Raw genomic sequence first — 22,689 nt, forward strand, 5'->3', positions numbered from 1 at the left:
TTCCTTGCTCTAACTGAGGCGGACGAGATCAGGAGGCGTCGGGCGGCGGGGAGCCGAAGCGCGAATCGGCGCTGGGGGCATGCAGTGAGCCGGTTCCGGCGAAGGTGTCGAGCAGGTCCAGTTCGTCCCGGATGACCGTGGCCAGCCTGCGCACACCGAGCCGGATCTGATCCGGGGTCGGGTAACAGAACGACAGGCGCATGTTCCGGCGCCCATCGCCGTTCGCGAAGAAGGCGGTCCCCGGCGTATAGGCCACGAGCTCGGTGACCGCTCGGGGAAGCATTGCCTTCGAGTCGAGCTCATCGGGCAGCGTGACCCAGACATAGAAGCCGCCGTTGGGGTTCGTCCAGGTCAGCTCCGGGAGGTATTCCTCCAGGGCGCCGACCAGGGCGTTCTTGCGCTCACGGTACACGTCGCGGAACGTGTTGATCTGACCCTTCCAATCGGCGGTGGACAGATACTCGGAGATCACGGACTGGGTAAACGAACTGGGCGACAACACGGCGGCCTCGTTCGCGAGCACGAGCTTCTCCCGGATGGCGTGCGGAGCGAGCGCCCAGCCGACGCGAAAGCCCGGTGCCAGGGTCTTGGAGAAGGTGCCCAGGTACACGACGCCGTCCTCTTCGACCGAGCGCATGGCATCCGGCGCGGGGCGGTCGAAGTACAACAATCCGTAGGGGTTGTCTTCCAGCACGAGGATGTCATTCTGCCTGGCGATCTCGAGCACCTCGAGGCGCCGCTCCCAGCTCAGAGTCACGCCGGCCGGGTTATGGAAACTCGGGATCGTGTACAGGAACTTGATCCTCTTCCCGGCGGACTTCAGCCGGGCAATGTGCTCGCGCAGCGCTTCCGGGATGAGACCGTTCTCGTCCATCGGGACGTGCTCGACCTCGGCCTGGTAGGACTTGAAGATGACGAGGGCCGTGACGTAGCTTGGCCCCTCGGAGAGGACAACGTCCCCCGGGTCGAGAAAGAGCTTGCTGACGAGTTCCAGCGCGTGCTGCGATCCGGTCGTCACAACGACATCGTCGGCGTTGGCCCGGATGCCTTCGAGCGCCATCACGTCGAGGATCTGCTCGCGCAGCAGGGGAATGCCCTGCCCCGAGCCGTACTGCAACGCCGCGGCGCCGCGCTCGCGCATGACACGTTCCATGGCGTCGATCACGAGGTTCTGCGGCAGGGCGGCCACGTACGGCATGCCGCCGGCCAGCGAGACGACCTCGGGGCGGGATGCCACGGCGAACAGGGCGCGCACCTCCGAGGCGCGCAATCCAGCGGCCCGGTCCGCGTAGTGGTGATACCACGGGTCGAGGTTGTTGCCGGCCTGGGAGGAGCCCTGTTCTGTCACGTCACGTCCGATCTGGTGTGCTCTTCATCGTATGGGGTCTTCTGCGGCGCCCTCGAAGTGTGTCCCGGCCGGGAGCACAAGAAAAGACCCGCCCGGCGTGAGCCGGACGGGTCTTCGTTCCTCAGGAACCAGCCGGTCGGCTACGCGAGGTAGGCGGCCAGGTCGGCTTCGAGGGCAGGCTTCGGCTTGGCGCCGATGACGGTCTTGACGACCTCGCCCTTCTGGAACACCTTCATCGCGGGGATGGAGGTGATCTGGTACTTCGCGGCCAGGCCCGGGTTGTCATCGACGTTCAGCTTGACGATGTCGAGCTTGTCGGCGTGCTCATGCGCGATCTGGTCCAGGATCGGGCTGACGGCGCGACAGGGGCCACACCACTCCGCCCAGAAGTCCACCAGAACGGTCTTCTCGTTTTTGATGACTTCCTGGTCGAAGGTTGCCTCTGTAACGGCACGTGCAGTCATGTCATTCTCCTTAGTTGGTAACGCTTGCAAGTTCGGTTTCGCCGGCCTTCGCCAGCAGATCCTCGGGAAGAGTGGAGAGGTAGTGCTCGGCGTCGAGCGCGGAGACACAACCGGATGCCGCGGCCGTCACGGCCTGGCGATAGGTGGGGTCGACCACGTCGCCGGCGGCGAAGACACCGGCCTGGCTGGTCTTGGACGAGCGGCCGCCGACGGAGATGGTGCCCTCGGGGGTGAGGTCCAGCTGGCCGTGCACGAGGTGCGTGCGCGGGTCGTTGCCAATGGCCACGAACAGCCCATCCAGTTCGAGGGTGCTCTCCGTGCCTGAGACGGTGTCGCGCAACTGGACGCCTTCAACGGCATCCGCGCCCAGGATGCCGACGACCTCGGAGTTCCAGATGAACTCGATCTTGTCGTTGGAGAAAGCGCGATCCTGCATGATCTTGGAAGCGCGCAGGGTGTCTTTTCGGTGAATGACATAGACCTTGCTGGCGAACCGAGTGAGGAAGGTCGCTTCTTCCATCGCCGAGTCCCCGCCGCCGACAACGGCGATGGTCTTGGCCTTGAAGAAGAAACCGTCGCACGTGGCGCACCAGGAGACTCCGTGGCCCGACAGTCGCTCTTCGTCGTCCAGGCCCAGCTTTCGGTACGCCGAGCCGGTGGCGACGATGACGGCCAGAGCCTCGTGCGTCTCGCCCGAGCCGAGGGTGACGGTCTTGATCGGGCCGGTGAGGTCAACGGCGGTGACGTCGTCGTAGACAACTTCGGTGCCGAACCGCTCGGCCTGCTCCTGCATCTTCGTCATGAGTTCCGGGCCCTGCACGCCATCGGTGAATCCGGGGAAGTTCTCGACGTCCGTCGTGTTCATCAGCTCGCCGCCGGCCTCGACCGAGCTGGCAATCAGCAGGGGCTTGAGGTTGGCCCGTGCGGCGTAAATGGCGGCCGTGTAGCCGGCGGGGCCGGAACCGATGATGATGATCTGGCGCACGCGTGCACACTCCTTGAATTCTGGGGGAAAGCCGGTAGAAGGCGATCGGGAACGTCGCTCACTGCCCGGTACAACACATCCTAATCGGATGCTATTCCGCGCCTTCCCCTCGGCGGGCGGGCGCACAGGAGGTTCGGAGGGGGCTCCCGCCGATTTGGTCTAGCGCCGGAGGCGGGCACGCAGCGGGACGATGACGGAGCGGAGTTCGGCACTGCGCATCAGCAGCAGCATCCCGAAGTAGGCCGCCGACATGACCACTCCGATGAGGAGCATCGACAGGATCGCCGGGATCCGGCCGGAGACGGCGAAGCCGCCCTCCCGGGCGCCGCCGAGTATCCAGAGCAGGGCCAGGCCGAGCGCGAGCGGCAGCAGCACGGCGACGAGGTATTTGGCCAGGCTGCCCAGGATGCGGCGTCCATCGATCCCCCCGAGGCGGCGATGCAGGAGCAGGGCAGCCAGCCCGGTCTGTGCGATGCCCGAGACCGTCACGACGAGTGCGATGCCGACCGCGATCCACTCCTTCGGCAGCAGCGTGCACCCCAGCACCCCGGCCACGATGAGCACGACCTGGAACAGCGTGAAGAAGAACGGCGTGCGCGTGTCACCCAGGGCGTAGAACGTGCGCTGGAGCACGAACAGGATGCAGAAGGCCACGAGGCCGAGAATGAAGGCGACAATCACGTTGCCGATGCCCTGCACCTGCTCGAACGGACGGACGAAGACGGCTGCGAACGGATAGGCGCAGACCGCGATCACGGCCGACGCGAGCACGATCAAGAGCGTCGTTCCGCGGATGGCGGACGAGGCATCCGTGCGCACCAGGTCGTACATGCCCCGCGAGGCATGTTCACTCATCCGGGTGAAGTACGCGGTGGCAACCGAGACGGTGATCACCGAATGCGGGAGCATGAAAATGAGCCAGGCCGTGGCGAGCACGAAGACGGATGCCTTGCCGGTGGCCACGAGGGCGACCTGCGTTTCGACGATCCCGGCGGCCGTACTCAGGATCAGCATTCCGAAGGTCCAGCCGGCCATCTTGCCTGCCGTGCCGAGACCGACTCCGCGGAAGTGGAAGTCCGGACGGTAGCGCAGCCCTGCTCGCCGCCAGAAGTAGAACAGTACGACCGCCTGCGCCACGACGCCGAGGGTGGCGCTGCCCGCGAGGAGGGCGATCATCTCTGGGCTGAAGGCGCCGGCGGGTCGCTGGCCGTTCGGGTCTGCGCCGAAGAGGAGACCGAAGATGACCAGGCCCGCGATGGCGACGATGTTGTTGAGCACCGGGACCCAGGTGGATGGACCGAACGACTTGCGAGCATTCAGCACCTCGCCCAGCAGCGTATACAGCCCGTAGAAGAAGATCTGGGGGAGGCACCAGTAAGCGAACGCGATTGCGAGGCCGAGCTGGTCGCCCTTCAGGGGGAGCCCGATGAACCCCGTGATGGCCGGGGCCAGCAGGGTGGCCAGGATCGTCGTCGCGCCGAGAATGAGCAGGGCCACGGTCAGGAGCTTGTTGATGTAGGCGGCGCCGCCGTCGGCGTTCAGGCTCGCTCGGACGATCTGCGGCACGAGTACCGCGGTGAGGATGCCGCCCGCGACGATGACGTAGACGGTGTTGGGCAGCTGGTTCGCGAGGGCGAAGGCGTCGGCGCCGTTGCCGATCGCACCGATCATCCCGGCGAGAACGATCAGTTTCACGAAGCCCAGAACCCGGGAAACGATCGTGCCCGAGGCGAGGAGGGCACTCGCCCGGCCGATTCCGCCGGTATCGGCGGTGTCGGCGGCGCTAACCACGCGGCTCCGCGGCGGGTGTGGTGACGTCATCGGTCGCCGCCCCCGTCCCTGTTCCGGTCCCGGCGACAGGCTCGGTCCCGGCGCCCGCGGAGGCCGCGCCTTCACGGCGGCGGCGCAGGATGTTGCGCCAGACGCCGAAACCGAAGAACAGCACGACGATGGCGGCGAAGATCAGGGCGCCCAGGCCCTCCCAGTCGGCGTGCACGCTCACCGCGATCTCCGCCGGACGGTCGATCCGCGTGCCGGCCGGTGTGTAGAGCGAGACGCGAAGCGTCACGTCTCCGTTGCCGACCGCGGCCGTCACCGGCACCTTCACGGTGCGCGCCGACTCGGCGTCAATGGTCGCCTCGACGTCATTCCCGACGACGAGACGGCCGTTGGAGGGCACGACCTGCACCCTGACGCTCACGGCCTGGCCGAGGGCGTTGCTCAAGGTGACCGGAATGTCCACCTTGCTGCCCACGACGTTGATCGGGCCCTTGGTGGTCACGGTGACGGACCTCAGCAGGGCGCCGGACGCGGCGGAACTCGCCGCGGTCGCCTGCTGCCAGGCTGCGGGATCGTCGGCCCACGACGCGGACAGCAGCGCCAGGAGTTCGAGCCGGTGTGCGCCCGTGACGCGCACGGGGTCCTCGAGGGCGGTGGCGAAGGCGCCGACCTCGGCCTCACGTCGAAGGAGCTGACGGCCCTGGTCCACCCGGGCTGCCGATTCCGCCTGGGCCTGGAAGGCCACGGTGGCGGCCTGCGGGGCGGAACGCGCTTCCCTCAGCGTGGCGGGGGTCTGCCACGGGAGGGCAGCGAGGGCGTCGAGGGTCTCGCCGAGCCGGTTGGGACTCGCCGGCCAGCCCCGGTCAAAGGTGGCGAGGAGGATGCGCGCGGTGCCCGGACGTTCCGCCGACACCACCGCCAATTGCGACGACGCCTCCGCCACCGCCTCGTGCCACTCGTCGTCGGTGGTTGCGCGCGCGGCCGTCCGCAACGCCCGGGAGATGGCGTCGTCGGTGGCGAGGCCCCGCCCGCTGCCGAGGGAGAGCACGGTGTTGGGCGTGGGGTCGTCCGCCGACTGGGTGACATTGCTGCCGCTGAGGATCGTCGTGGTGAGGCCGCTGGCGGCGAAGACGTCGAGATCGTTCTTCGCCACGACGCCGGCCGCCGGCCAGCCGATATCCGTCATCGTGTAGTCCCAGTCGAGCAGCCCCGCGCTCGTGGGTGGCGTCACCTCGCCCGGGGTCGGGGACGGCGAAGGAGTGGTCGCTTGACCGGGAGTCGGCGCGATGGTGCCGGGCGTCGGCTGGGGCGTGGCCGGGGCCTCGGTGAAGAGTTCGGGGTCGATGAGCCACTCGAACGAAATCGGGGAGAGCACCGTTTTCGAGCCGGCCTGGGCCTGCAGGGCGATGTCGGCGTCTGCATAGCTGAGAGGGAATATATCGTTCGTGGCCGCGGAGAGGCGGGAAAGCCACTCGGTTGCGCTCGGCGGCGCGGAGCTGCCCAGGATGCGGATCGACGCGATGATCATCGGATCGATCGCGATGGCAACGGGGCGGTCGATCACGCCGTCGAGCTGGCGTGAGAGCAGACCGGACTCCTGCGTGTACGTCTCCAGCTCCTCGGCCGGGATCAGGCCCGCCGATGACTGCGGGGCCGTGATCGGCATCGCAACGGCCAGCTTCACCGGGGTGACCGGGTCGCCGGAGTACCAGACGAAGGTGCCGCGTCCCTGCGCCAGCACCTCCCCGTCTGCCGTCAGGGTTGCCGCGATCCCGCGGGCTCCCCACGCATTCGCGGCACCGAGGCCGATGGCGTCGGCGGGCACGCTCAGCTTGACGCTCGCCGTGCTGCCGGGCTGGATGGTCGTCGTCGGGTGGCTCAGCATCCGGTCGCCCGGATCGCCGATGTCCTTGGGCTTCAGCCAGGAGTCCAGCGCGGACCGCGAAGTCAGCGCGCGCTTGGCCAGGTAGAGCTTGATGGTGCCGGCCGGAATTGAGTCTGCTGTGCTGTTTGTGATGCGCACCGTGACCGGAAGCGGCTGGCCGGGGCGCAGGATCGGCGACCCGGTGGGAAACACGTCGATGCTCACCGTGTCGGGCGGGGTCGCGGCCGCGTGGGCCGCGGAGGAGCCGGGGAACGTGCCGGCGAACCCGGTGAGGGCGAGGAGGAGGGTGACGAGCAGCACCGAAAGCGGCATCCGCAGTCGCGAGGTCAGGCTGCGCACGACCCCCGGGTGCACAGGCCGACGCGCGCGCTTAGTCCCGGCCTCCATAGAGGCGATTCTACGGCGTGCTTGCCGGGAGAAGCCTCCGCCGGGCAGCCAGTCGCTCCCCCCAGCAACTAACATGGGGAGATGCAGAGCGTCGCGGCAGCCCTCGCGCGGCTGGGCGACCTGGCTGCCTCCCCCACGGTGTCCCGACTGGCGAACGCATTCGCCGCCGCGGGGCACGAGCTTGCCCTCGTCGGCGGACCGGTGCGCGACGCCTTCCTCGATCGAGTCACCAACGACCTCGACTTCACGACGGATGCCTCTCCGGACCAGATCCTGAAGATCGTGAAGCCCCTCGCCGACGCGCATTGGGACATCGGTCGTGCGTTCGGCACCATCGGGGCAAAGGTCGGCGACGACACGGTCGAGATCACGACCTATCGCGCCGACAGCTACAACGGGCAGACGCGGCGGCCGGACGTGGTCTTCGGCGCGAGCCTCGAAGACGACCTCGTGCGGCGCGACTTCACCGTGAACGCGCTCGCCCTGCGGCTGCCCGAGGTGAAACTCGTCGACCCCTCCGGCGGCATCGACGACATGCTCGCCGGGATCCTGCGCACCCCCGCCGCGCCGGAGGTGTCTTTCGGTGACGACCCGCTGCGAATGATGCGGGCCGCCCGGTTCAGCGCTCAGCTCGGGTTCACCCTCGACCCGGACACCAGGGCCGCGATGACGGCCATGGCGGACAGCATCCGGATCATTTCGGCCGAGCGCGTGGGCGAGGAGCTGTCGAAGCTGCTGAAAGCGGACCGTCCGCGGTCCGGGATCGAAATCCTGGTGGAATCCGGGCTGGCCGAGATCGTGCTGCCCGAGATTCCGGCCCTCCGGCTCGAGGTCGACGAACACCACCACCACAAGGATGTCTACCAGCACACGTTGACCGTGCTGGAGCAGGCCATCGATTACGAACGGGAGCGCGGCAACCTGCCCGCGCCCGACCTGGTCGTGCGCCTGGCCGCCCTGCTTCATGACATCGGCAAGCCGGCCACGCGGCGGCTCGAGCCGGGCGGGGTGGTCAGTTTCTACCACCACGACGTGGTCGGTTCGAAGCTGGCGAAGAAGCGCCTGCGTGCCCTGCGTTTCGACAATGAGACGATCAACGCCGTGGGGCGGCTGGTCGAACTCCACCTGCGTTTCTTCGGCTACACCGAGGGCGCCTGGACCGACTCGGCCGTGCGCCGCTACGTGCGCGACGCCGGCGACCAGCTCGAGCGCCTGCACATCCTGACCCGGGCGGACGTGACCACGCGCAACCGCCGCAAGGCCGACCGGCTCGGCTTCGCCTACGACGACCTCGAGCAGCGGGTGGCCGAGCTGGCCGAGCAGGAGGAGATGGCGGCGGTTCGCCCCGATCTCGACGGCGAGCAGATCATGGCCATCCTCGGCGTGAAGCCCGGACGCGAGGTGGGCGAGGCCTACCGGTACCTGCTCGAGCAGCGTCTCGACGACGGGCCGCTGGGCGAGGAAGAGGCAACCCGGCGGTTGCAGGCCTGGTGGGCGGGGCGTGGCCGGTAGCGGTGTCGCCCGTCGTGGCGCGATCCGACGGCGCAACGCCCTCACCGGGTACTCGTTGCTGGCGCCGAGCCTCTTCGGTGTCGTCTGCTTCCTGCTGCTGCCGGTGCTCGTCGTCGTCTGGCTCAGCTTCCAGAGCTGGGACCTGATCGGGCCGATCTCCTACGTCGGCCTCGACAACTACCGGTCGGTGCTCACCGACGGCGTGTTCGGCAATTCGCTCCTGGTCACGCTGGTCTTCGTGGCGCTGGTGGTGCCGATCCAGACCGCCATCGGCCTGTGGGCGGCAACCCTCCTGACCCGCGGGCTGCCGGGCTCCGCCTGGTTCCGCACCATCTACGTGCTTCCGTGGATCGCCGCCCCGCTCGCCCTGGGCGTCGTCTGGAAATGGATCCTCGCGCCGACCGACGGGGCGCTGAACACGCTGATCGGCCAGCGGATCGAATGGCTGAGCGACCCCTCGCTCGCGCTGCCGTCGGTGGCCGCCGTCGTGATCTGGACCAACGTCGGCTACGTGACGCTCTTCTTCATGGCCGGGCTGCTGAACATCCCGGACCAGGTCCTCGAGGCGGCCAGGATCGACGGGGCCGGCGGCATGTCGCTGTTCTGGCAGATCAAACTGCCGCTGCTCCGGCCGACGATGTTCTTTGTGCTGGTGACGACCGTCATCTCGGCGTTCCAGGTCTTCGACCAGGTGTACGCGCTGACCCAGGGCGGTCCCGCCCGCACGACCGACGTCGTCGCGGCGCGCATCTACTATGAGGCCTTCAGCGCGTTCGACCTGGGCCGCGCGGCGGTGATGGCGGTCGTTCTCCTCGTCATCCTGGTCACGATCACGCTCGCCCAGCAGCTCTACTTCCGGCGGAGGGTCACCTATGAGATGGAGTGAGTCCTGATGCGCTGGACCCGGCCGGCCGCCGTCTACCTCGTGCTCGTGGCCGGGGCCGTTTTCACCCTGGCACCGTTCCTGCTGAGCGTCCTGACCGCGTTCAAGCCGAGGCAACAGTTCGCCCGGGAGTCGGCGCTCGCCTGGCCGGACCCGTTCACGCTCGATAACATCGTGGCGCTCATCACCGGTCCCGCGCAGTTCGGCCGCGCCATCCTGGTCACCCTGCTCGCGGCCACGCTCATCCTGGTCGGACAGCTGATCTCGTCGATCCTGGCCGCCTACGCGTTCGCGCGCGTCGACTTCCCCGGCCGCAACGCGCTGTTCTGGGTCTACCTGTCGACGCTGATGATTCCGCCGGTGGTGCTCGTGGTGCCGCTCTACCTGATGATGACCGAGGCCGGGCTGCGCAACAGCTTCTGGAGCCTCGTGCTGCCGTTCGCGTTCGCGTCGCCGTACGCGATCTTCCTGCTCCGCGAGTATTTCCGCGGCATCCCCCAGGAACTGATTGACGCGGCCCGGCTCGACGGCGCCAGCACCCTCGACGTGCTGGTCGAAATCGTCGTGCCGCTGTCCCGGCCGATCATCGCCACCCTGACACTCATCACGATCGTGAGCCACTGGAACAGTTTCATGTGGCCGCTCGTGGTCACCAGCGGCAGCGAATGGCGCGTTGTCACGGTGGCGACGGCATCCCTGCAAAGCCAGTTCAACGGCAATTGGACCCTCGTGATGGCGGCGACGACGCTCGCCCTGGTGCCGCTGCTCGTGCTCTTCCTCGTCTTCCAGCGGCAGTTCGTGCGTTCCATTACCTTCTCCGGGTTGAAGTAATCTGAGAGGAATTCCCGGCCGTTCGCCGGAGCAGCAGAGGAAACCATGCCCAAGCGTTCAACAGTTCTCGCCGCGGGTGCCGCGGCCGTCGTTCTCGTCATCGCCGGGGTCGTCACCGCGCTGACCGTGTCGGGCCAGGGCCCGGCCGACCAGACCACCGTCACCGTGCGGCTCTGGGACGACCAGGTCGCCAAGGCCTATGAAGCATCTTTCGCCGAATTCGAGAAGGACAACCCCGACGTCAACGTCGAGTTGAGCGTCATCCCCTGGGCGGACTACTGGGAGAAACTGCGCACGGATGTCGCGGGCCAGAGTGTCGACGACATCTTCTGGGTCGACGGCGGCAACTACCCCGTCTACGCCGACGCGGGCGCGCTGCTCGACATCGACAAGACGCTGGGGCCGGATGCCTCGTCCGCGTGGGCGCCGGCCGTGGTCGACCAGTACACGCGCGACGGGGTGCTCTGGGGAGTGCCGCAGCTGGCCGACCCCGGCATCGCTGTCTATTACAACGCCGAACTGCTCGCCGATGCCGGCCTCACCGCGGCGGACCTCGACGGCCTGCGCTGGGACCCGACCGGCGCCGATGACACACTCCTGCCCCTGCTGGAGAGGCTGACCCGGGACACCGCCGGGCAGACGGCCGACAGCGCCGGCTTCGACGGAAGCAGCCTGGCCCAGTTCGGCTACAACTCGGCCTACGACGTGCAGGCGATCCTGCTGAACTACCTGGCCTCGAACGGCGCGGAGTTCCAGGACGGCGAGGAGTACGCGTTCGCGTCGCCGAAGGGCGTTGAGGCCTTCCAGTACATGGTCGACCTGATCAATAAGCACCACGTGTCGCCGTCCGCCGCGGATACCAACACGAACGGTGACTTCAGCCGAGACCAGTTCCTGCAGGGCAAGATGGCGTTGTTCCAGAGCGGGGTGTACAACCTGGCCAACGTCAACGAGGGCGCCGACTTCGAATGGGGGGTCGCCCGGCTTCCGGCCGGACCGGCCGGCGCCATCAGCGGCGTCGACGGCATCGTCGCCGCGGGCAGCACGGCGTCCGAGCATCCCGCCGAGGTGAAGCGCGTGCTGGCCTGGCTGGGCAGCGCGAAGGGGTCGGGCTTCATCGGCGCCGGCGGTTCGGCCTCGCCGGCAGTGCTCGCCGCGCAGCAGGACTACTCGGACTACTGGGCGTCGCTGGACGTCGACATCAGCCCGTTCTACGACGTGCTCGAGAACGGCACGGCCCCGGCGCCGAAGGGATCCGGCTGGCCCGCCGCCGACAACGCGATGCGGCCGCTCCTGCAGGAGGTCTTCCTCGGGCGCACCCCCGTGGCCGAGGGCGTGCGCGCCGCCCAGGACGCGGCGAACGCCGCCACCGCAAAGTAGCCGCCCCCGCCCCCGCCCGCCCCGCCCCTTTCGCCGAGATTGACGGTTCCGGTCGAGTTTGCCCGGCACACCAGTCAAACTCGACCGCAACAGGCAACCTCGGCGGCACTAGCAGCCTCCTCCCGAGGATGCCGCGCCTGATCTTTGTGCACAGCTCGGCACCGCCACGCCGCCGCGACCAGGGCGCCTTGCATGATCGTCGGCATGGACAGCCGCGATCTCCCAACGCAGGCGGAGCTTGAGCTCACGCGCGACCAGGCCCTGGTCGGGCTGGACGGCCGGGCACTGCGCCGGGCACATCAGAACGGCGAGAAGAACCGCCTCTCGCGTGGCGTGTACCTTTCAGCTCGAGTGTGGGACGCAGCGGATGACGACGCCCGGTACCTCTTGCGGGTGAAGTCCGTCGTGCTGACCAGGCAGGCGCGCCCAGTGCTCTCACATTTCTCGGCCGCGCGGGTCTGGGGCATTCCCATCCTCGGGTCCTGGCCCCGCGAGGTTCACCTGATGGCCCGCGGCGGAGGGACTCGAGGGTCGAAGTACGGCATCGTCTGGCATCACGATTCGCTGCCGGACGATGAGGTCACGGACATCGACGGCTTCCTCGTGACCAGCAGGCTGCGCACGCTCGTCGACCTGGCTCGGAGCACCCGGTTCCTCTCGGCCGTGGTGAGCCTGGACGCCGGGCTCAGCGCCGCATACCGGCTGCCTGATGGGCAGCGCGACCGCGACATCGCCAAAGGAGAGCTCGTCGAAGCCGTCGCGCGCCTCGGCTCAGTTCGCGGATGTCGCGGCGCTCGGCTGGCCGCCGGCTTCGCGGACGGGCTGTCGGGCTCTCCGGGCGAATCCGCGAGCCGCGCGAACATCTTCCTGTCCGGCTTCCCGGCCCCGCTTCTGCAGGTGTCCTACCCACGAATCGAAGGTGGGGAGGACATCGTCGATTTCACCTGGGAGGCGCGGCACCATGTTCGCAGGGTCCCGGTCCTCGGAGAGTTCGACGGCAAGGTCAAGTACACCCGCAACGAATACACACACGGACTCCCGATCGAAGAAATCGTCTGGCGGGAGAAGGTTCGCGAAGACCGGCTCCGCGCCCCCGGACGCGGAATGGTCCGCTGGCTGTGGGATGTCGCGTTGAATCCCGTCGCTCTCCGGGCACGATTAATCAATGCCGGACTGAGGCCGGAGCGATGAGCCGGGGCGCCCACTTTGAGGCTTCCGGTCGAGTTTGCCCCGCGTACCGGGCAACCTCGACCGGAACGGTCAAACTCGGCGGGCGGGACGAAGGACGGGCGTGGTGGCGGAGGGCCGCCGCATCCGGTAGTCTGGGCAGGTTGTCTGTGCGCCGGATTCCCGGCCTCCGCGTTCAACACATGTCACAACCCTCCTGTTGCAGAGATTCTGCAGCCGTTTAGTCCGAAGGAGGTGGGTTAGTCATGCACCAGTACGAATTGATGGTTATCCTCGATCCCGAGATCGATGAGCGCACCGTAGCTCCCAGCCTTGACAAGTTCCTCAACGTTGTTCGCAACGATGGTGGAACCATTGACAAGGTTGATGTCTGGGGTCGTCGTCGTCTCGCGTACGAGATCAACAAGAAGTCCGAAGGCATCTACGCCGTCGTCGATTTCACCGCGAACGCATCCGCAACGGCCGAGCTCGACCGTCAGCTGAAGCTTTCCGAAGCAGTCATGCGCACCAAGGTTCTCCGCGCCGAAGAGGGCATTGCCCAGGTCGTCGTTGCGACCAAGCTCGCCGCAGAGAAGGCCGCCCGCAAGGCTGCCAACCCCAAGGTGATTGCCGCCAAGGCTGAAGCCGCGGCTGCCGCCCCGGCCGCCAAGGTTGCCGCAGCGGTCAAGCCTGCTGCAGCCAAGGCCGACGCTACCGAGGCTCCGGCCAAGGCAGAGGTCAAGGCCGAGGCCAAGACCGAAGCGAAGGCCGACGCCAAGGTTGCCGCTCCGGCCGCCAAGGTTGCCGCAGCAAAGCCCGCAGCCGCCAAGGCTGACGCCGACAAGGCAAGCGACAAGTAGCCCGTGGCCGGCGAGACCGTAATCACCGTGGTGGGCAACCTCACCAGCGATCCGGAACTGCGTTACACGCAGAACGGGCTGGCGGTTGCCAACTTCACCATCGCATCCACTCCGCGCAATTTCGATCGCGCAGCAAACGAGTGGAAAGATGGCGACGCATTGTTCCTGCGCGCGAGCGTTTGGCGTGAATTCGCTGAGCACGTCGCCGGATCATTGACCAAGGGTTCCCGTGTCATCGCTACCGGGCGTCTCAAACAGCGTTCGTATGAGACGAAGGAAGGTGAGAAGCGCACGAGCATGGAGCTCGAGATCGACGAAATTGGTCCTTCGCTGCGCTACGCAACCGCTTCGCTCACCCGCGCGCAGTCTTCATCTCGCGGCGGCGCACCCGCCTCGAGTGGCGGCGACGAGCCCTGGGCAGCCAGCGCTCCCGCCGCACCGGCAGCAGCTTCAGGCGGAGACGTCTGGAACAGCCCGGGAAACTTCAGCGACGAGACTCCCTTCTAAGCCCAACCTCACGGTTGTTGGCTGAATCACACTTTTTAGAAAGTTAGGAAATCATGGCTGGAAAGTCGAGCGGCGACCGCCGCAAGCCGCTTCGCGGAGCTAAGGGTGGCAAGAACGCCGCTCCCGCGAAGTCGATCCGGGTTGGTGTCATCGATTACAAAGATGTCCCCACTCTCCGGAAGTTCATCTCCGAGCGCGGAAAGATCCGTGCCCGCCGTATCACCGGCGTCTCCGTCCAGGAGCAGCGCCTCATCGCCCGTGCCGTCAAGAACGCCCGCGAAATGGCCTTGCTGCCCTACGCGGGCTCAGGCAGGTAAGGAGCCCTCATGTCAAAATTGATTCTGACGCACGAGGTCTCCGGACTCGGTGCACCCGGCGACGTCGTTGAAGTTAAGAACGGCTTCGCCCGCAACTATCTCGTTCCCCAGGGCTTCGCTGTTGCGTGGACCCGCGGTGGCGAGAAGCAGATCAACCAGATCAAGGCAGCCCGCGTAGCCCGCGAGCACGCCACCCTGGAAGAGGCGCAGGCCCTCAAGGCGGCCCTCGAGAACACCAAGGTCAAGCTCGTCGTCACGGCCGGCCAGGGCGGACGCCTCTTCGGCTCCGTCAAGACCACCGATGTCGCCGAAGCAGTCGCGGCTGCTGGTCTCGGTGCGATCGACAAGCGCAAGATCGAGCTCAGCCCGATCAAGATGGTCGGTGAGCACACGGCGACTGTTCGTCTCCGTGACGAGCTCAGCGCCACCATCACCCTGCTGGTGGTCGCCGCTAAGTAAGCGACGATCTCGGCGGCGTAGCGGCGGATCCCCTCGGGGGTTCGCCGCTACACCTGTTTAAGGTCCACCGCTACCCCTGGACAACGCCTCCAGCGCGCCCAGTGTGGGGGTCAATTCGGGCCGACTCATAGCGGCGTTTATACACAGGAATCACCAGCACACACAACGTTCAAGGCGCACTTTAGACAAGTATTTACACACAGGTGTGCATAGTTTTATTTCCTGGTCAAAAGGCATTTATTACGAAATGCTCTTAAGTTATCCCCAGATCAGTCCACAGGTTGTGCACAACTCCCACGGCGTTTCGCGCAGATTATCCACAGGCTTGTCCACAGGGCCGTTTGGCCCGGTGCACGCCGATCCCTAGTCTGGCAACGCGGGGTTTCCCGGAGTGCGCGCGCGCCGGGCCGCGACTGTCAGCGGGTCCTGATAAACCGGTAACAAATACACAAAAAGGAGGCGGAGTGTCGATCGCTCACCTGGGTCTGGCCGACCCGCGCAACGCAGATCCACGCGGTGCCACCGAATACCGTGAGCGCACCCCGCCGCACGACCTCCTCGCCGAACAGAGCGCCCTCGGGGGCATGATGCTGAGCAAGGACGCCGTCGCCGACGTCGTCGAGACGGTGCGCTCGACGGACTTCTACATCCCCAAGCACGAGATCATCTTCGACGCGATCCTCTCGCTCTACTCGCACGGCGAACCGACCGACGTCATCACCGTCACCGACGAACTCACGAAGATCGGCGAACTCTCCCGGGCCGGCGGCGCCGAGTACCTGCACACGCTCACCAGCCTCGTTCCCACCGCGGCCAACGCGGGCTTCTACTCCACAATCGTCGCCGAGCGGGCGCTGCTCCGCCGCCTCGTCGAGGCCGGCACCCGGATCGCGCAGATGGGCTACTCCGGCGAGGGCGAAGTGCTCGACCTGGTCAACACCGCGCAGGCCGAGATCTACTCCGTCACGGGCGGCACCCAGACCGAGGACTACGTCCCCCTCACCGACGCGGTCACCGCCGCGATCGACGAGATCGAGGCCGCCAAGCTCAAGGACGGCCAGATGAGCGGCGTCCCCACCGGGTTCGCCGACCTCGACGAGCTCACCAACGGGTTCCACGGCGGGCAGCTGATCATCGTCGCGGCCCGGCCGGCGCTCGGAAAGTCGACGCTCGCGCTCGACTTCGCCCGGTCCGCCTCGATCCACCACGACATGCCCAGCATCTTCTTCTCCCTCGAAATGGGACGCAGTGAGATCGCGATGCGCCTGCTCGCCGCGGAGGCATCCGTGCCGCTGCAGAGCATGCGTAAGGGAACCGTCGATGCCCGCGACTGGACGACGATCGCCCAGACCCGCGGCCGCATCAACGACGCCCCGCTCTACATCGACGACAGCCCCAACATGACCCTCGTGGAGATTCGCGCCAAGTGCCGTCGGCTCAAGCAGCGCGTCGGGCTCAAGATGGTCATCATCGACTACCTGCAGCTGATGACCTCCGGAAAGCGCGTCGAGTCACGCCAGCAGGAAGTCAGTGAGTTCTCCCGGGCGCTCAAGCTGCTGGCCAAGGAACTCCAGGTCCCCGTCATCGCGCTCTCGCAGCTCAACCGTGGCCCCGAGCAGCGCGCCGACAAGATGCCGGCCATCTCCGACCTCCGCGAGTCCGGCTCCCTCGAACAGGATGCCGACATGGTTATCCTGCTGCACCGCGAGAGTGCCTACGAAAAAGACAACCCGCGCGCGGGCGAGGCCGACCTGATCGTGGCCAAGCACCGCAACGGCCCCACGCGCACGGTCACGGTCGCCTTCCACGGCCACTACTCCCGCTTCGCGGACATGGTTCCCGGCGCGTAGCTAGCCCGCCGCTGTACTGCGCTGGCAAACAGTGCAGGAGGAACCATGGCCACCATCGAACGTGACGTCGTCATCATCGGCGCTGTTCTCGGAATGGCAACCGCGTCGCGGGCGTCGCCCCCGCTACGCTACGAGGACCAGTGCAGCACCGTCGCGCACGTGGTCGGGTCCGCTACCGGTCGCGACCGCCCCCGACGTACCGCAACGAAGGGGAAACCGTGAAAGTTGGAGTGCCACGAGAGAGCCGTGAGGGTGAGCGTCGCGTCGCGGCCACACCGGAGACGGTCGGCCAGCTGAAGGACCTTGGGGTCGAGATCCAGATCGAAGCCGGCGCCGGAACCGCGGCCGGCTACCCGGATTCTGCGTACACGGATGCCGGCGCCCGCGTCGTGCCGCAACTCGACACCGCCGGGCTCGACGTCTACTGCCACGTGCGGCCGCTCACGCCCGCACAAGCGACCGGCCTCAGCCGCGGCACGATCACGATCGGCCTGGCCTCGCCGGCCGCCGAGCTGGACACCGTGTCCGCCCTCGCCACCGCAGGCGTGACCGCCTTCGCGCTCGAATTGGTGCCGCGGATCTCCCGCGCCCAGTCGATGGACGCGCTCAGCTCCCAGTCCCTGGTCGCCGGCTACCGCGCGGTGCTCGAGGCGGCCATCCGTTTTCCCCGGTTCTTCCCGCTCTACATGACGGCGGCCGGCACGATCCCGCCGGCCCGAGTGCTCGTGCTCGGCGCCGGCGTCGCCGGCCTGCAGGCCATCGGCACCGCCAAGCGCCTCGGCGCGCGCGTCTCCGCCTACGACGTCCGCCCCGCCTCCGCCGACGAGGTCACGTCGATGGGCGGCACCTTCATCAACCTGGACCTCGACGCGGTCGAGGGAGCCGGCGGCTACGCCCGCGAGCTCAGCGAAGACCGGTCGGTGCGCCAGCGCGAGCTGCTCGCGCCGTACGTCGCCGCCGCGGACGTGCTCATCACCACCGCGGCCATCCCGGGCCGGCCGGCCCCGCTGCTGGTGACCGGCGCCATGGTCGCCGCCATGCGGGCCGGATCCGTCGTCATCGACCTCGCCGCCGAAACCGGCGGCAACGTCGAAGGCGTGGTCGCCGGGCAGGATGTCGGGGTCCCGACGACCGCGGGCGACGGGGCGGTGATCCTGGTCGGCATGAAGGACGCGCCATCCGCGATGCCCACCGACGCCTCCAGGCTGTACGCGAAGAACGTCGCCAACCTGCTCGCGCTGATGACCTCCGCCGACGGCATCGTCGCCCCCGATTTCACCGACGAGGTTCTCGCCGGTGCCTGTCTGACCCACGACGGCAAGGTCACACATGCGCCGACGGCCACCGCCCTGGAGGGAGAACGCTAATGGAACCGATCACACTCCTGACCGTGGTCGTGCTGTCCGTCTTCGTCGGCTTCGAGGTTGTCTCGAAGGTGTCGAGCACGCTGCACACCCCGCTGATGTCCGGCGCCAACGCGATCCACGGGATCATCCTGATCGGCGGGATCATCGTCGCCGGACAGACGACCGAACCCGGACTGCTGGTTGTCGCCCTGGTCGCCGTCGTGCTCGCCACCGCCAACCTCGTCGGCGGCTTCGTGGTGACCGACCGGATGCTGGGGATGTTCCGGGGCCGAAAGCCCACGACCGACGCCGGGAAGGGCACCAAATGAGCCTGCTGTCTCCCGAATGGACGGCGATCCTCTACCTGATCGCGGCCGTCTGCTTCATCCTGGCGCTCAAGGGACTCAACTCCCCGCGCACCGCCCGGCGAGGCAACCTGATCGGCGCCGCGGGGGCCCTGCTGGCCGTCGTGACGGTGTTCCTGTCGTCGAGGCTCGAGAACATTCCGCTCATCCTCGCGGCGATCGCCGTCGGCTCGGCCATTGCCGCTCCGATCGCCCGGCGCGTGCAAATGACCCAAATGCCTCAGCTTGTGGCCCTCTTCAACGGCGTCGGCGGCGGGGCGGCCGCGCTCGTGGCCGTGCTGGAACTCGGACACAACGCCGACACCTGGGTGCGGGTGGCCGTGGTCTTCACGATGCTCGTCGGCGCTGTGTCCTTCTCCGGTTCCGCCGTGACGGTGGCCAAGCTCCAGGAACTCATCACCACGCGACCGGTCATCTTCCCGGGCATGCGCTGGGTGATGTCGGCCGTGCTGATCGCAGCGCTCGTCGTCGGGGGCTTCGTCATCGCCACCGGGTCGGCCGGCTGGGCGATCGCCCTGCTGCTGCTCGGCCTCGCCGCGGGGCTCCTGCTCGTGCTGCCGGTCGGCGGGGCCGACGTGCCCATCGTCATCTCCCTGCTGAACGCCTTCACCGGGCTCGCGGTCGCGGCATCCGGAATCGTGCTCGGCAACCTGCTGCTCGTGGTCGCCGGCACCCTCGTCGGCGCCAGCGGCACGATCCTGACCCGCGCGATGGCATCCGCCATGGGCCGCGGCGTCAGCGGGATCATGTTCGGGGCGTTCCGCGGCGGATCGACCGCCGGGTCGACCGCGCAGAGCGACCGCCCGGTGCGCTCGTCAGGGCCGGAGGACGTCGCCGTGCTCCTCGCCTACGCCCAGCGGGTCGTGATCGTGCCCGGCTACGGGCTCGCCGTCGCCCAGGGCCAGCACACCATCGCCGAACTCGCCACCACCCTCGCCGCCCGTGGGGTCGAGGTTGACTTCGCTATCCACCCCGTCGCCGGCCGGATGCCGGGGCACATGAACGTGCTGCTGGCCGAGGCGAACGTGCCGTACGAGTCGCTCAAGGAGATGGCCGAGGTCAACCCGGAGTTCAAGCACGCGGATGTCGCCCTCGTCGTCGGTGCGAACGACGTGGTCAACCCGGCGGCCAAGTCCTCTCCCGGGTCACCCATCTACGGGATGCCGATCCTCGAGGTCGGGCAGGCGCGGCAGGTCATCTTCCTGAAACGCTCGATGCGCCCCGGCTTCGCCGGGATCGAGAACGAGTTGCTCTACGACCCGAAGACCTCGCTGCTCTTCGGCGACGCGAAGGATTCGCTGACCAAGGTGCTGGGGGCCGTCAACGCCCTCTGACCGGGCGACCTCTGTCGTTTGCCCGCCCGCTCCGGGGCCCGCACCGCCCGCGCGTAGACTGGGCCGGTACGAGATTCCGTAACGAAAGAGGTGCGCGTGGCGAAAGCCCAGGCAGCCGGCACCGTTGGTGCGCGGCTCGATGTCCGGTCCGGCGCGCGGTACTGGACGGTTCCCGTCATTCGTGCCGCCCTGGCCCTCATCCCGGCGGCGGTCATCACCTTCACGGCCGATCATGCCGCCCAGTTCGGGCTCCTGGTCTTCGGCGCGTTCGCCCTCGCCGGCGGCCTGCTGCTGGCCGGACTGAGTTGGCGCACGCTGGGCGACCCCCGCGAACGCATGCTCTTCGCGGTGCAGGGCGCGGTCGGCGTCGTTGCCGGAGCGCTCGCCCTCGCACTTAACGGTGGCGGGCTCGGCTTCTTCCTCTACCTGGTCAGCGTCTGGGCCGCAGTGACCGGCTTCCTCGAGCTGTACAGCGGTGTCCGCGTGCGCGGGCGGTCGGCATCCTCCCGGGACTGGATGCTCGTGGGCGGCCTGACCGCGGGGCTCTCCCTCGCCTTCCTGCTCTTGCCACCCAACGCCGTCGTCGCGGTCGGCCTGTTCGGCGCCTACCTTGTCATCCTGGGCGTGTACCTCGTCATTGCCGGCCTCTCCCTCAAGTGGGCGCCGACCGATGAGCCGGCCCCGGCATCCGTCCCCAACGATTTGGACCCTTCGTGACCCAGAACACCCCGCACCAGCCCAGCCGATCCGACAGGATGAAGCCGGCCGAGCTCATCGGATTCTCCGGAGTGCTGGCACTGGTCGTCGGACTCGTCGTGCTGATGAGCACGCGCCAGGTCGTGCTGTCCGTGATCTCCCTGGGCGTCACGTTCATCGTGGTGCTCATCTCCGTCGCCATGTTCACGCTGAACATGAAGCCGAACGACGCCGAGAAGACCGACCTCGACGAGCAGAACCACGGCGCCTAAGGCCCACCGAACACCGCCGAGTTTGTCCGTTCCGGTCGACCTTGCCTGGTGCGCCAGGCAAACTCGACCGGAAGTGCCAAACTCGGCGGATGCGCGGATGCGCGGATGCGCGGATGCGCGACTGCAGGCAAGCGGCGCGGGAGGGGTTAGCGCAGGTGGTCGATCAGGGGATCGGCCAGACCGACGTAGCCGGCCGGGGTGAGGGCGAGCAGACGCGCCCTGGCGGCGTCGCCGATCTCGAGGCCCGAGACGAACGCGGCCAGGTCGGCCTGCCCGATGCGCTTGCCGCGGGTCAGCTCCTTGAGCAGCGCGTAAGGGTCCGCGATCGTGGAGCGCCCGGCCGTCACCTCGGCGCGGATCACGGTCTGGATCGCTTCGCCCAGGATCTCCCAGTTCGCATCGAGGTCGGCCGCGAGCAGCACTCGGTCGATGTCGATCTCGCCGAGGCCGCGCACGATGTTGTCGAGGGCGAGCAGGGAGTGGCCGAATCCGACGCCGATGTTGCGCTGCGTGGTCGAGTCGGTCAGGTCGCGCTGCAGGCGCGAGGTGACCAGCGTGGCCGAGAGCGAGTCCAGGATGGCGCTCGAGAGCTCCAGGTTGGCCTCGGCGTTCTCGAACCGGATCGGGTTGATCTTGTGCGGCATCGTCGACGAGCCGGTCGCCCCGGCCTGCGGGATCTGACGGAAGTAGCCGATCGAGATGTAGCTCCAGATGTCCGTGGCCAGGTTGTGCAGCACCCGGTTGGCGTGCGAGACCCTGGTGTAGAGCTCGGCCTGCCAGTCGTGGGACTCGATCTGAGTCGTGAGCGGGTTCCAGGTGAGACCGAGGCCCTCGACGAACTCCCGTGAGATGGCCGGCCAGTCGACGGATGGCTCTGCCGCGACGTGGGCGGCGAACGTGCCGGTGGCGCCGCTGAACTTGCCGAGGTAGTCGTTGCCCTCGACCTGGCCGGCGATGCGTTCCAGGCGGTAGACGAAGACGGCGATTTCCTTGCCCATGGTCGTCGGCGTCGCCGGCTGGCCGTGGGTGCGGGCGAGCATGGCGTCCGCGCGGTATTCCACGGCCCGGCCGCGCAGGGCCTCGATGACGGCGCGAAGCTTGGGCAGCCAGACATCGCCCACGGCCGCGCGCACGGTCAGTGCGTAGGCCAGGTTGTTGATGTCTTCGCTGGTGGCCGCGAAGTGCGTGAGTTCGCTGATGTGCTCCAGGCCGAGGGGGACGAGGCGGCGGCGCACGAGGTACTCGACGGCCTTGACGTCGTGCCGGGTGGTGGCCTCGAGCGCGGCGAGCTCGTCGATTTCGGCCTGGCCGAAGGAGGTGACGATGTGGCGCAGGGCTGCCTTCTGCTCCGCGTCCAGCGGGGAGGAGCCGAACAGCTTGTGGTCCGTCAGCGTGATCAGCCATTCGACCTCGACCTGCACGCGTGCGCGGTTGAGTCCCGCCTCTGACAGGTACTCGCCCAGTTCGGTGACGGCTGCGCGGTAGCGGCCGTCGAGCGGGCTGAGGACCTGGGGGGGTAGTGGACTCATCGGACTCCCTGTCTGATTGCGGGTGCGAGCTGCTTGAAAAGCGCCTGGTTCGCACTGTCAATCATGCCTAAAACCGAGTCAAACAAAGCATCGTCGGAGTAATACGGGTCGGGAACGTCCTGGAGGACGGCCTGATCCGGGTCGAAACTGAGCAGCAGGCGCACCTTGCCGCGGTCGTGCTCCGTGCCCGCCCAGTTGCGCAGGATGCGTTCCTGCGAGCGGTCGAGCACCACGACGAGGTCGAGGTCGGTGAACCAGGTGGGGTCGAACTGGCGCGCACGGTGGTGGCTGCCGTCGTAGCCGCGTTTGGCGAGGGCGGTGATCGTGCGCCGGTCGGCCTGCTCGCCCACATGCCAGTCCCCGGTGCCGGCCGAACTCGTGGTGATCAGTCGACTCAACCCGGAGCGCGTGATCAGGTCGCGCAACATCACCTCCGCCATCGGCGAGCGGCAAATGTTGCCGGTGCACACGAAAATGATGCGGAAGGGTGTCGCCTCATCGGGGTTGAGGGCGGCGAAACTCATTCACCCATT

The 22,689-nt window shown here is 67.6% G+C and carries 21 protein-coding genes and 1 pseudogene; 15 read left to right on the forward strand and 7 right to left on the reverse strand.

All coding sequences use genetic code 11. The features are described from left to right. Window positions 1-28: 28 nt before the first annotated feature. The 5 genes from BLQ39_RS06660 to BLQ39_RS06680 all read right to left on the reverse strand — a co-directional run bounded on the left by BLQ39_RS06660 (window position 29) and on the right by BLQ39_RS06680 (window position 6,848). Window positions 29-1,348, reverse strand: a complete 1,320-nt coding sequence (locus tag BLQ39_RS06660; RefSeq protein ID WP_092322695.1) for an aminotransferase-like domain-containing protein — start codon at window positions 1,346-1,348, stop codon at window positions 29-31. 140 nt (window positions 1,349-1,488) lie between these two features. Then, a complete protein-coding gene (trxA, locus tag BLQ39_RS06665; protein WP_092322696.1) occupies window positions 1,489-1,812 on the reverse strand; it encodes a thioredoxin in 324 nt (107 codons plus the stop codon). A 10-nt stretch (window positions 1,813-1,822) separates the two neighbouring features. Beyond that, window positions 1,823-2,797, reverse strand: a complete 975-nt coding sequence (gene trxB / locus BLQ39_RS06670; RefSeq protein WP_092322698.1) for a thioredoxin-disulfide reductase — start codon at window positions 2,795-2,797, stop codon at window positions 1,823-1,825. A gap of 159 nt (window positions 2,798-2,956) precedes the next feature. Next, complete coding sequence (gene murJ / locus BLQ39_RS06675; protein WP_241982833.1) at window positions 2,957-4,588, reverse strand: murein biosynthesis integral membrane protein MurJ; 1,632 nt, start codon at window positions 4,586-4,588, stop codon at window positions 2,957-2,959. Next, window positions 4,581-6,848: a DUF6049 family protein gene (locus BLQ39_RS06680; RefSeq protein ID WP_134574922.1), complete on the reverse strand. Its 2,268-nt coding sequence runs from the start codon at window positions 6,846-6,848 to the stop codon at window positions 4,581-4,583. Before BLQ39_RS06680 ends, murJ begins: the two co-directional genes overlap by 8 nt. 81 nt (window positions 6,849-6,929) lie before the next feature. Between BLQ39_RS06680 and BLQ39_RS06685 the strand changes: the two genes are divergently transcribed. The 15 genes and pseudogenes from BLQ39_RS06685 to BLQ39_RS06755 all read left to right on the forward strand — a co-directional run bounded on the left by BLQ39_RS06685 (window position 6,930) and on the right by BLQ39_RS06755 (window position 20,627). Further along, entirely contained in the window at window positions 6,930-8,360 is a 1,431-nt protein-coding gene (locus BLQ39_RS06685) for a CCA tRNA nucleotidyltransferase (RefSeq protein WP_092322702.1), read from the forward strand. Next, window positions 8,350-9,246, forward strand: a complete 897-nt coding sequence (locus tag BLQ39_RS06690) for a carbohydrate ABC transporter permease (RefSeq protein ID WP_092322704.1) — start codon at window positions 8,350-8,352, stop codon at window positions 9,244-9,246. Before BLQ39_RS06685 ends, BLQ39_RS06690 begins: the two co-directional genes overlap by 11 nt. A 6-nt stretch (window positions 9,247-9,252) precedes the next feature. After that, entirely contained in the window at window positions 9,253-10,074 is an 822-nt protein-coding gene (locus tag BLQ39_RS06695) for a carbohydrate ABC transporter permease (protein ID WP_092322705.1), read from the forward strand. Window positions 10,075-10,119: 45 nt separating this feature from the next. After that, entirely contained in the window at window positions 10,120-11,454 is a 1,335-nt protein-coding gene (locus BLQ39_RS06700; protein WP_092322707.1) for an ABC transporter substrate-binding protein, read from the forward strand. 192 nt (window positions 11,455-11,646) lie between these two features. After that, window positions 11,647-12,645: a hypothetical protein gene (locus BLQ39_RS06705; RefSeq protein WP_092322708.1), complete on the forward strand. Its 999-nt coding sequence runs from the start codon at window positions 11,647-11,649 to the stop codon at window positions 12,643-12,645. A 242-nt stretch (window positions 12,646-12,887) separates the two neighbouring features. After that, a pseudogene (rpsF, locus tag BLQ39_RS16090) lies at window positions 12,888-13,256 on the forward strand (30S ribosomal protein S6); the annotation flags it as partial. 228 nt (window positions 13,257-13,484) lie between these two features. After that, window positions 13,485-13,988, forward strand: coding sequence for a single-stranded DNA-binding protein (locus BLQ39_RS06715; protein WP_092322711.1), 504 nt, complete (start codon window positions 13,485-13,487; stop codon window positions 13,986-13,988). Window positions 13,989-14,041: 53 nt separating this feature from the next. Beyond that, a complete protein-coding gene (rpsR, locus tag BLQ39_RS06720) occupies window positions 14,042-14,305 on the forward strand; it encodes a 30S ribosomal protein S18 (RefSeq protein ID WP_035835236.1) in 264 nt (87 codons plus the stop codon). Window positions 14,306-14,314: 9 nt separating this feature from the next. After that, window positions 14,315-14,764: a 50S ribosomal protein L9 gene (rplI, locus tag BLQ39_RS06725; RefSeq protein WP_092322713.1), complete on the forward strand. Its 450-nt coding sequence runs from the start codon at window positions 14,315-14,317 to the stop codon at window positions 14,762-14,764. A gap of 464 nt (window positions 14,765-15,228) precedes the next feature. Beyond that, window positions 15,229-16,614 (forward strand): replicative DNA helicase, encoded by a 1,386-nt coding sequence (dnaB, locus tag BLQ39_RS06730; protein ID WP_092322714.1) that lies wholly within the window; start codon window positions 15,229-15,231, stop codon window positions 16,612-16,614. A gap of 218 nt (window positions 16,615-16,832) precedes the next feature. Further along, a complete protein-coding gene (locus BLQ39_RS06735) occupies window positions 16,833-17,981 on the forward strand; it encodes a Re/Si-specific NAD(P)(+) transhydrogenase subunit alpha (protein ID WP_092322716.1) in 1,149 nt (382 codons plus the stop codon). After that, window positions 17,981-18,289, forward strand: coding sequence for a proton-translocating transhydrogenase family protein (locus BLQ39_RS06740; protein WP_092322717.1), 309 nt, complete (start codon window positions 17,981-17,983; stop codon window positions 18,287-18,289). The genes BLQ39_RS06735 and BLQ39_RS06740 overlap by 1 nt, the downstream gene beginning before the upstream one ends. After that, a complete protein-coding gene (locus tag BLQ39_RS06745) occupies window positions 18,286-19,659 on the forward strand; it encodes an NAD(P)(+) transhydrogenase (Re/Si-specific) subunit beta (RefSeq protein WP_092322719.1) in 1,374 nt (457 codons plus the stop codon). The genes BLQ39_RS06740 and BLQ39_RS06745 overlap by 4 nt, the downstream gene beginning before the upstream one ends. A 96-nt stretch (window positions 19,660-19,755) precedes the next feature. Then, the gene (locus tag BLQ39_RS06750; RefSeq protein ID WP_241977225.1) at window positions 19,756-20,376 is read left to right on the forward strand and encodes a hypothetical protein; all 621 of its coding nucleotides are present in this window, start codon (window positions 19,756-19,758) and stop codon (window positions 20,374-20,376) included. Further along, window positions 20,373-20,627, forward strand: a complete 255-nt coding sequence (locus BLQ39_RS06755) for a hypothetical protein (protein WP_241982832.1) — start codon at window positions 20,373-20,375, stop codon at window positions 20,625-20,627. Before BLQ39_RS06750 ends, BLQ39_RS06755 begins: the two co-directional genes overlap by 4 nt. A gap of 146 nt (window positions 20,628-20,773) precedes the next feature. Here the strand turns inward: BLQ39_RS06755 and purB are convergent, their stop codons facing one another. Beyond that, window positions 20,774-22,156 carry an adenylosuccinate lyase gene (gene purB, locus BLQ39_RS06760; RefSeq protein WP_092322720.1) on the reverse strand — a complete coding sequence of 461 codons (1,383 nt, stop codon included), beginning with the start codon at window positions 22,154-22,156 and terminating at the stop codon, window positions 20,774-20,776. Beyond that, window positions 22,153-22,680: a low molecular weight protein-tyrosine-phosphatase gene (locus BLQ39_RS06765; protein WP_092322723.1), complete on the reverse strand. Its 528-nt coding sequence runs from the start codon at window positions 22,678-22,680 to the stop codon at window positions 22,153-22,155. Before BLQ39_RS06765 ends, purB begins: the two co-directional genes overlap by 4 nt. Window positions 22,681-22,689: the final 9 nt, after the last annotated feature.

This window comes from Cryobacterium psychrotolerans, assembly GCF_900101115.1.
Lineage (GTDB): Bacteria > Actinomycetota > Actinomycetes > Actinomycetales > Microbacteriaceae > Cryobacterium > Cryobacterium psychrotolerans.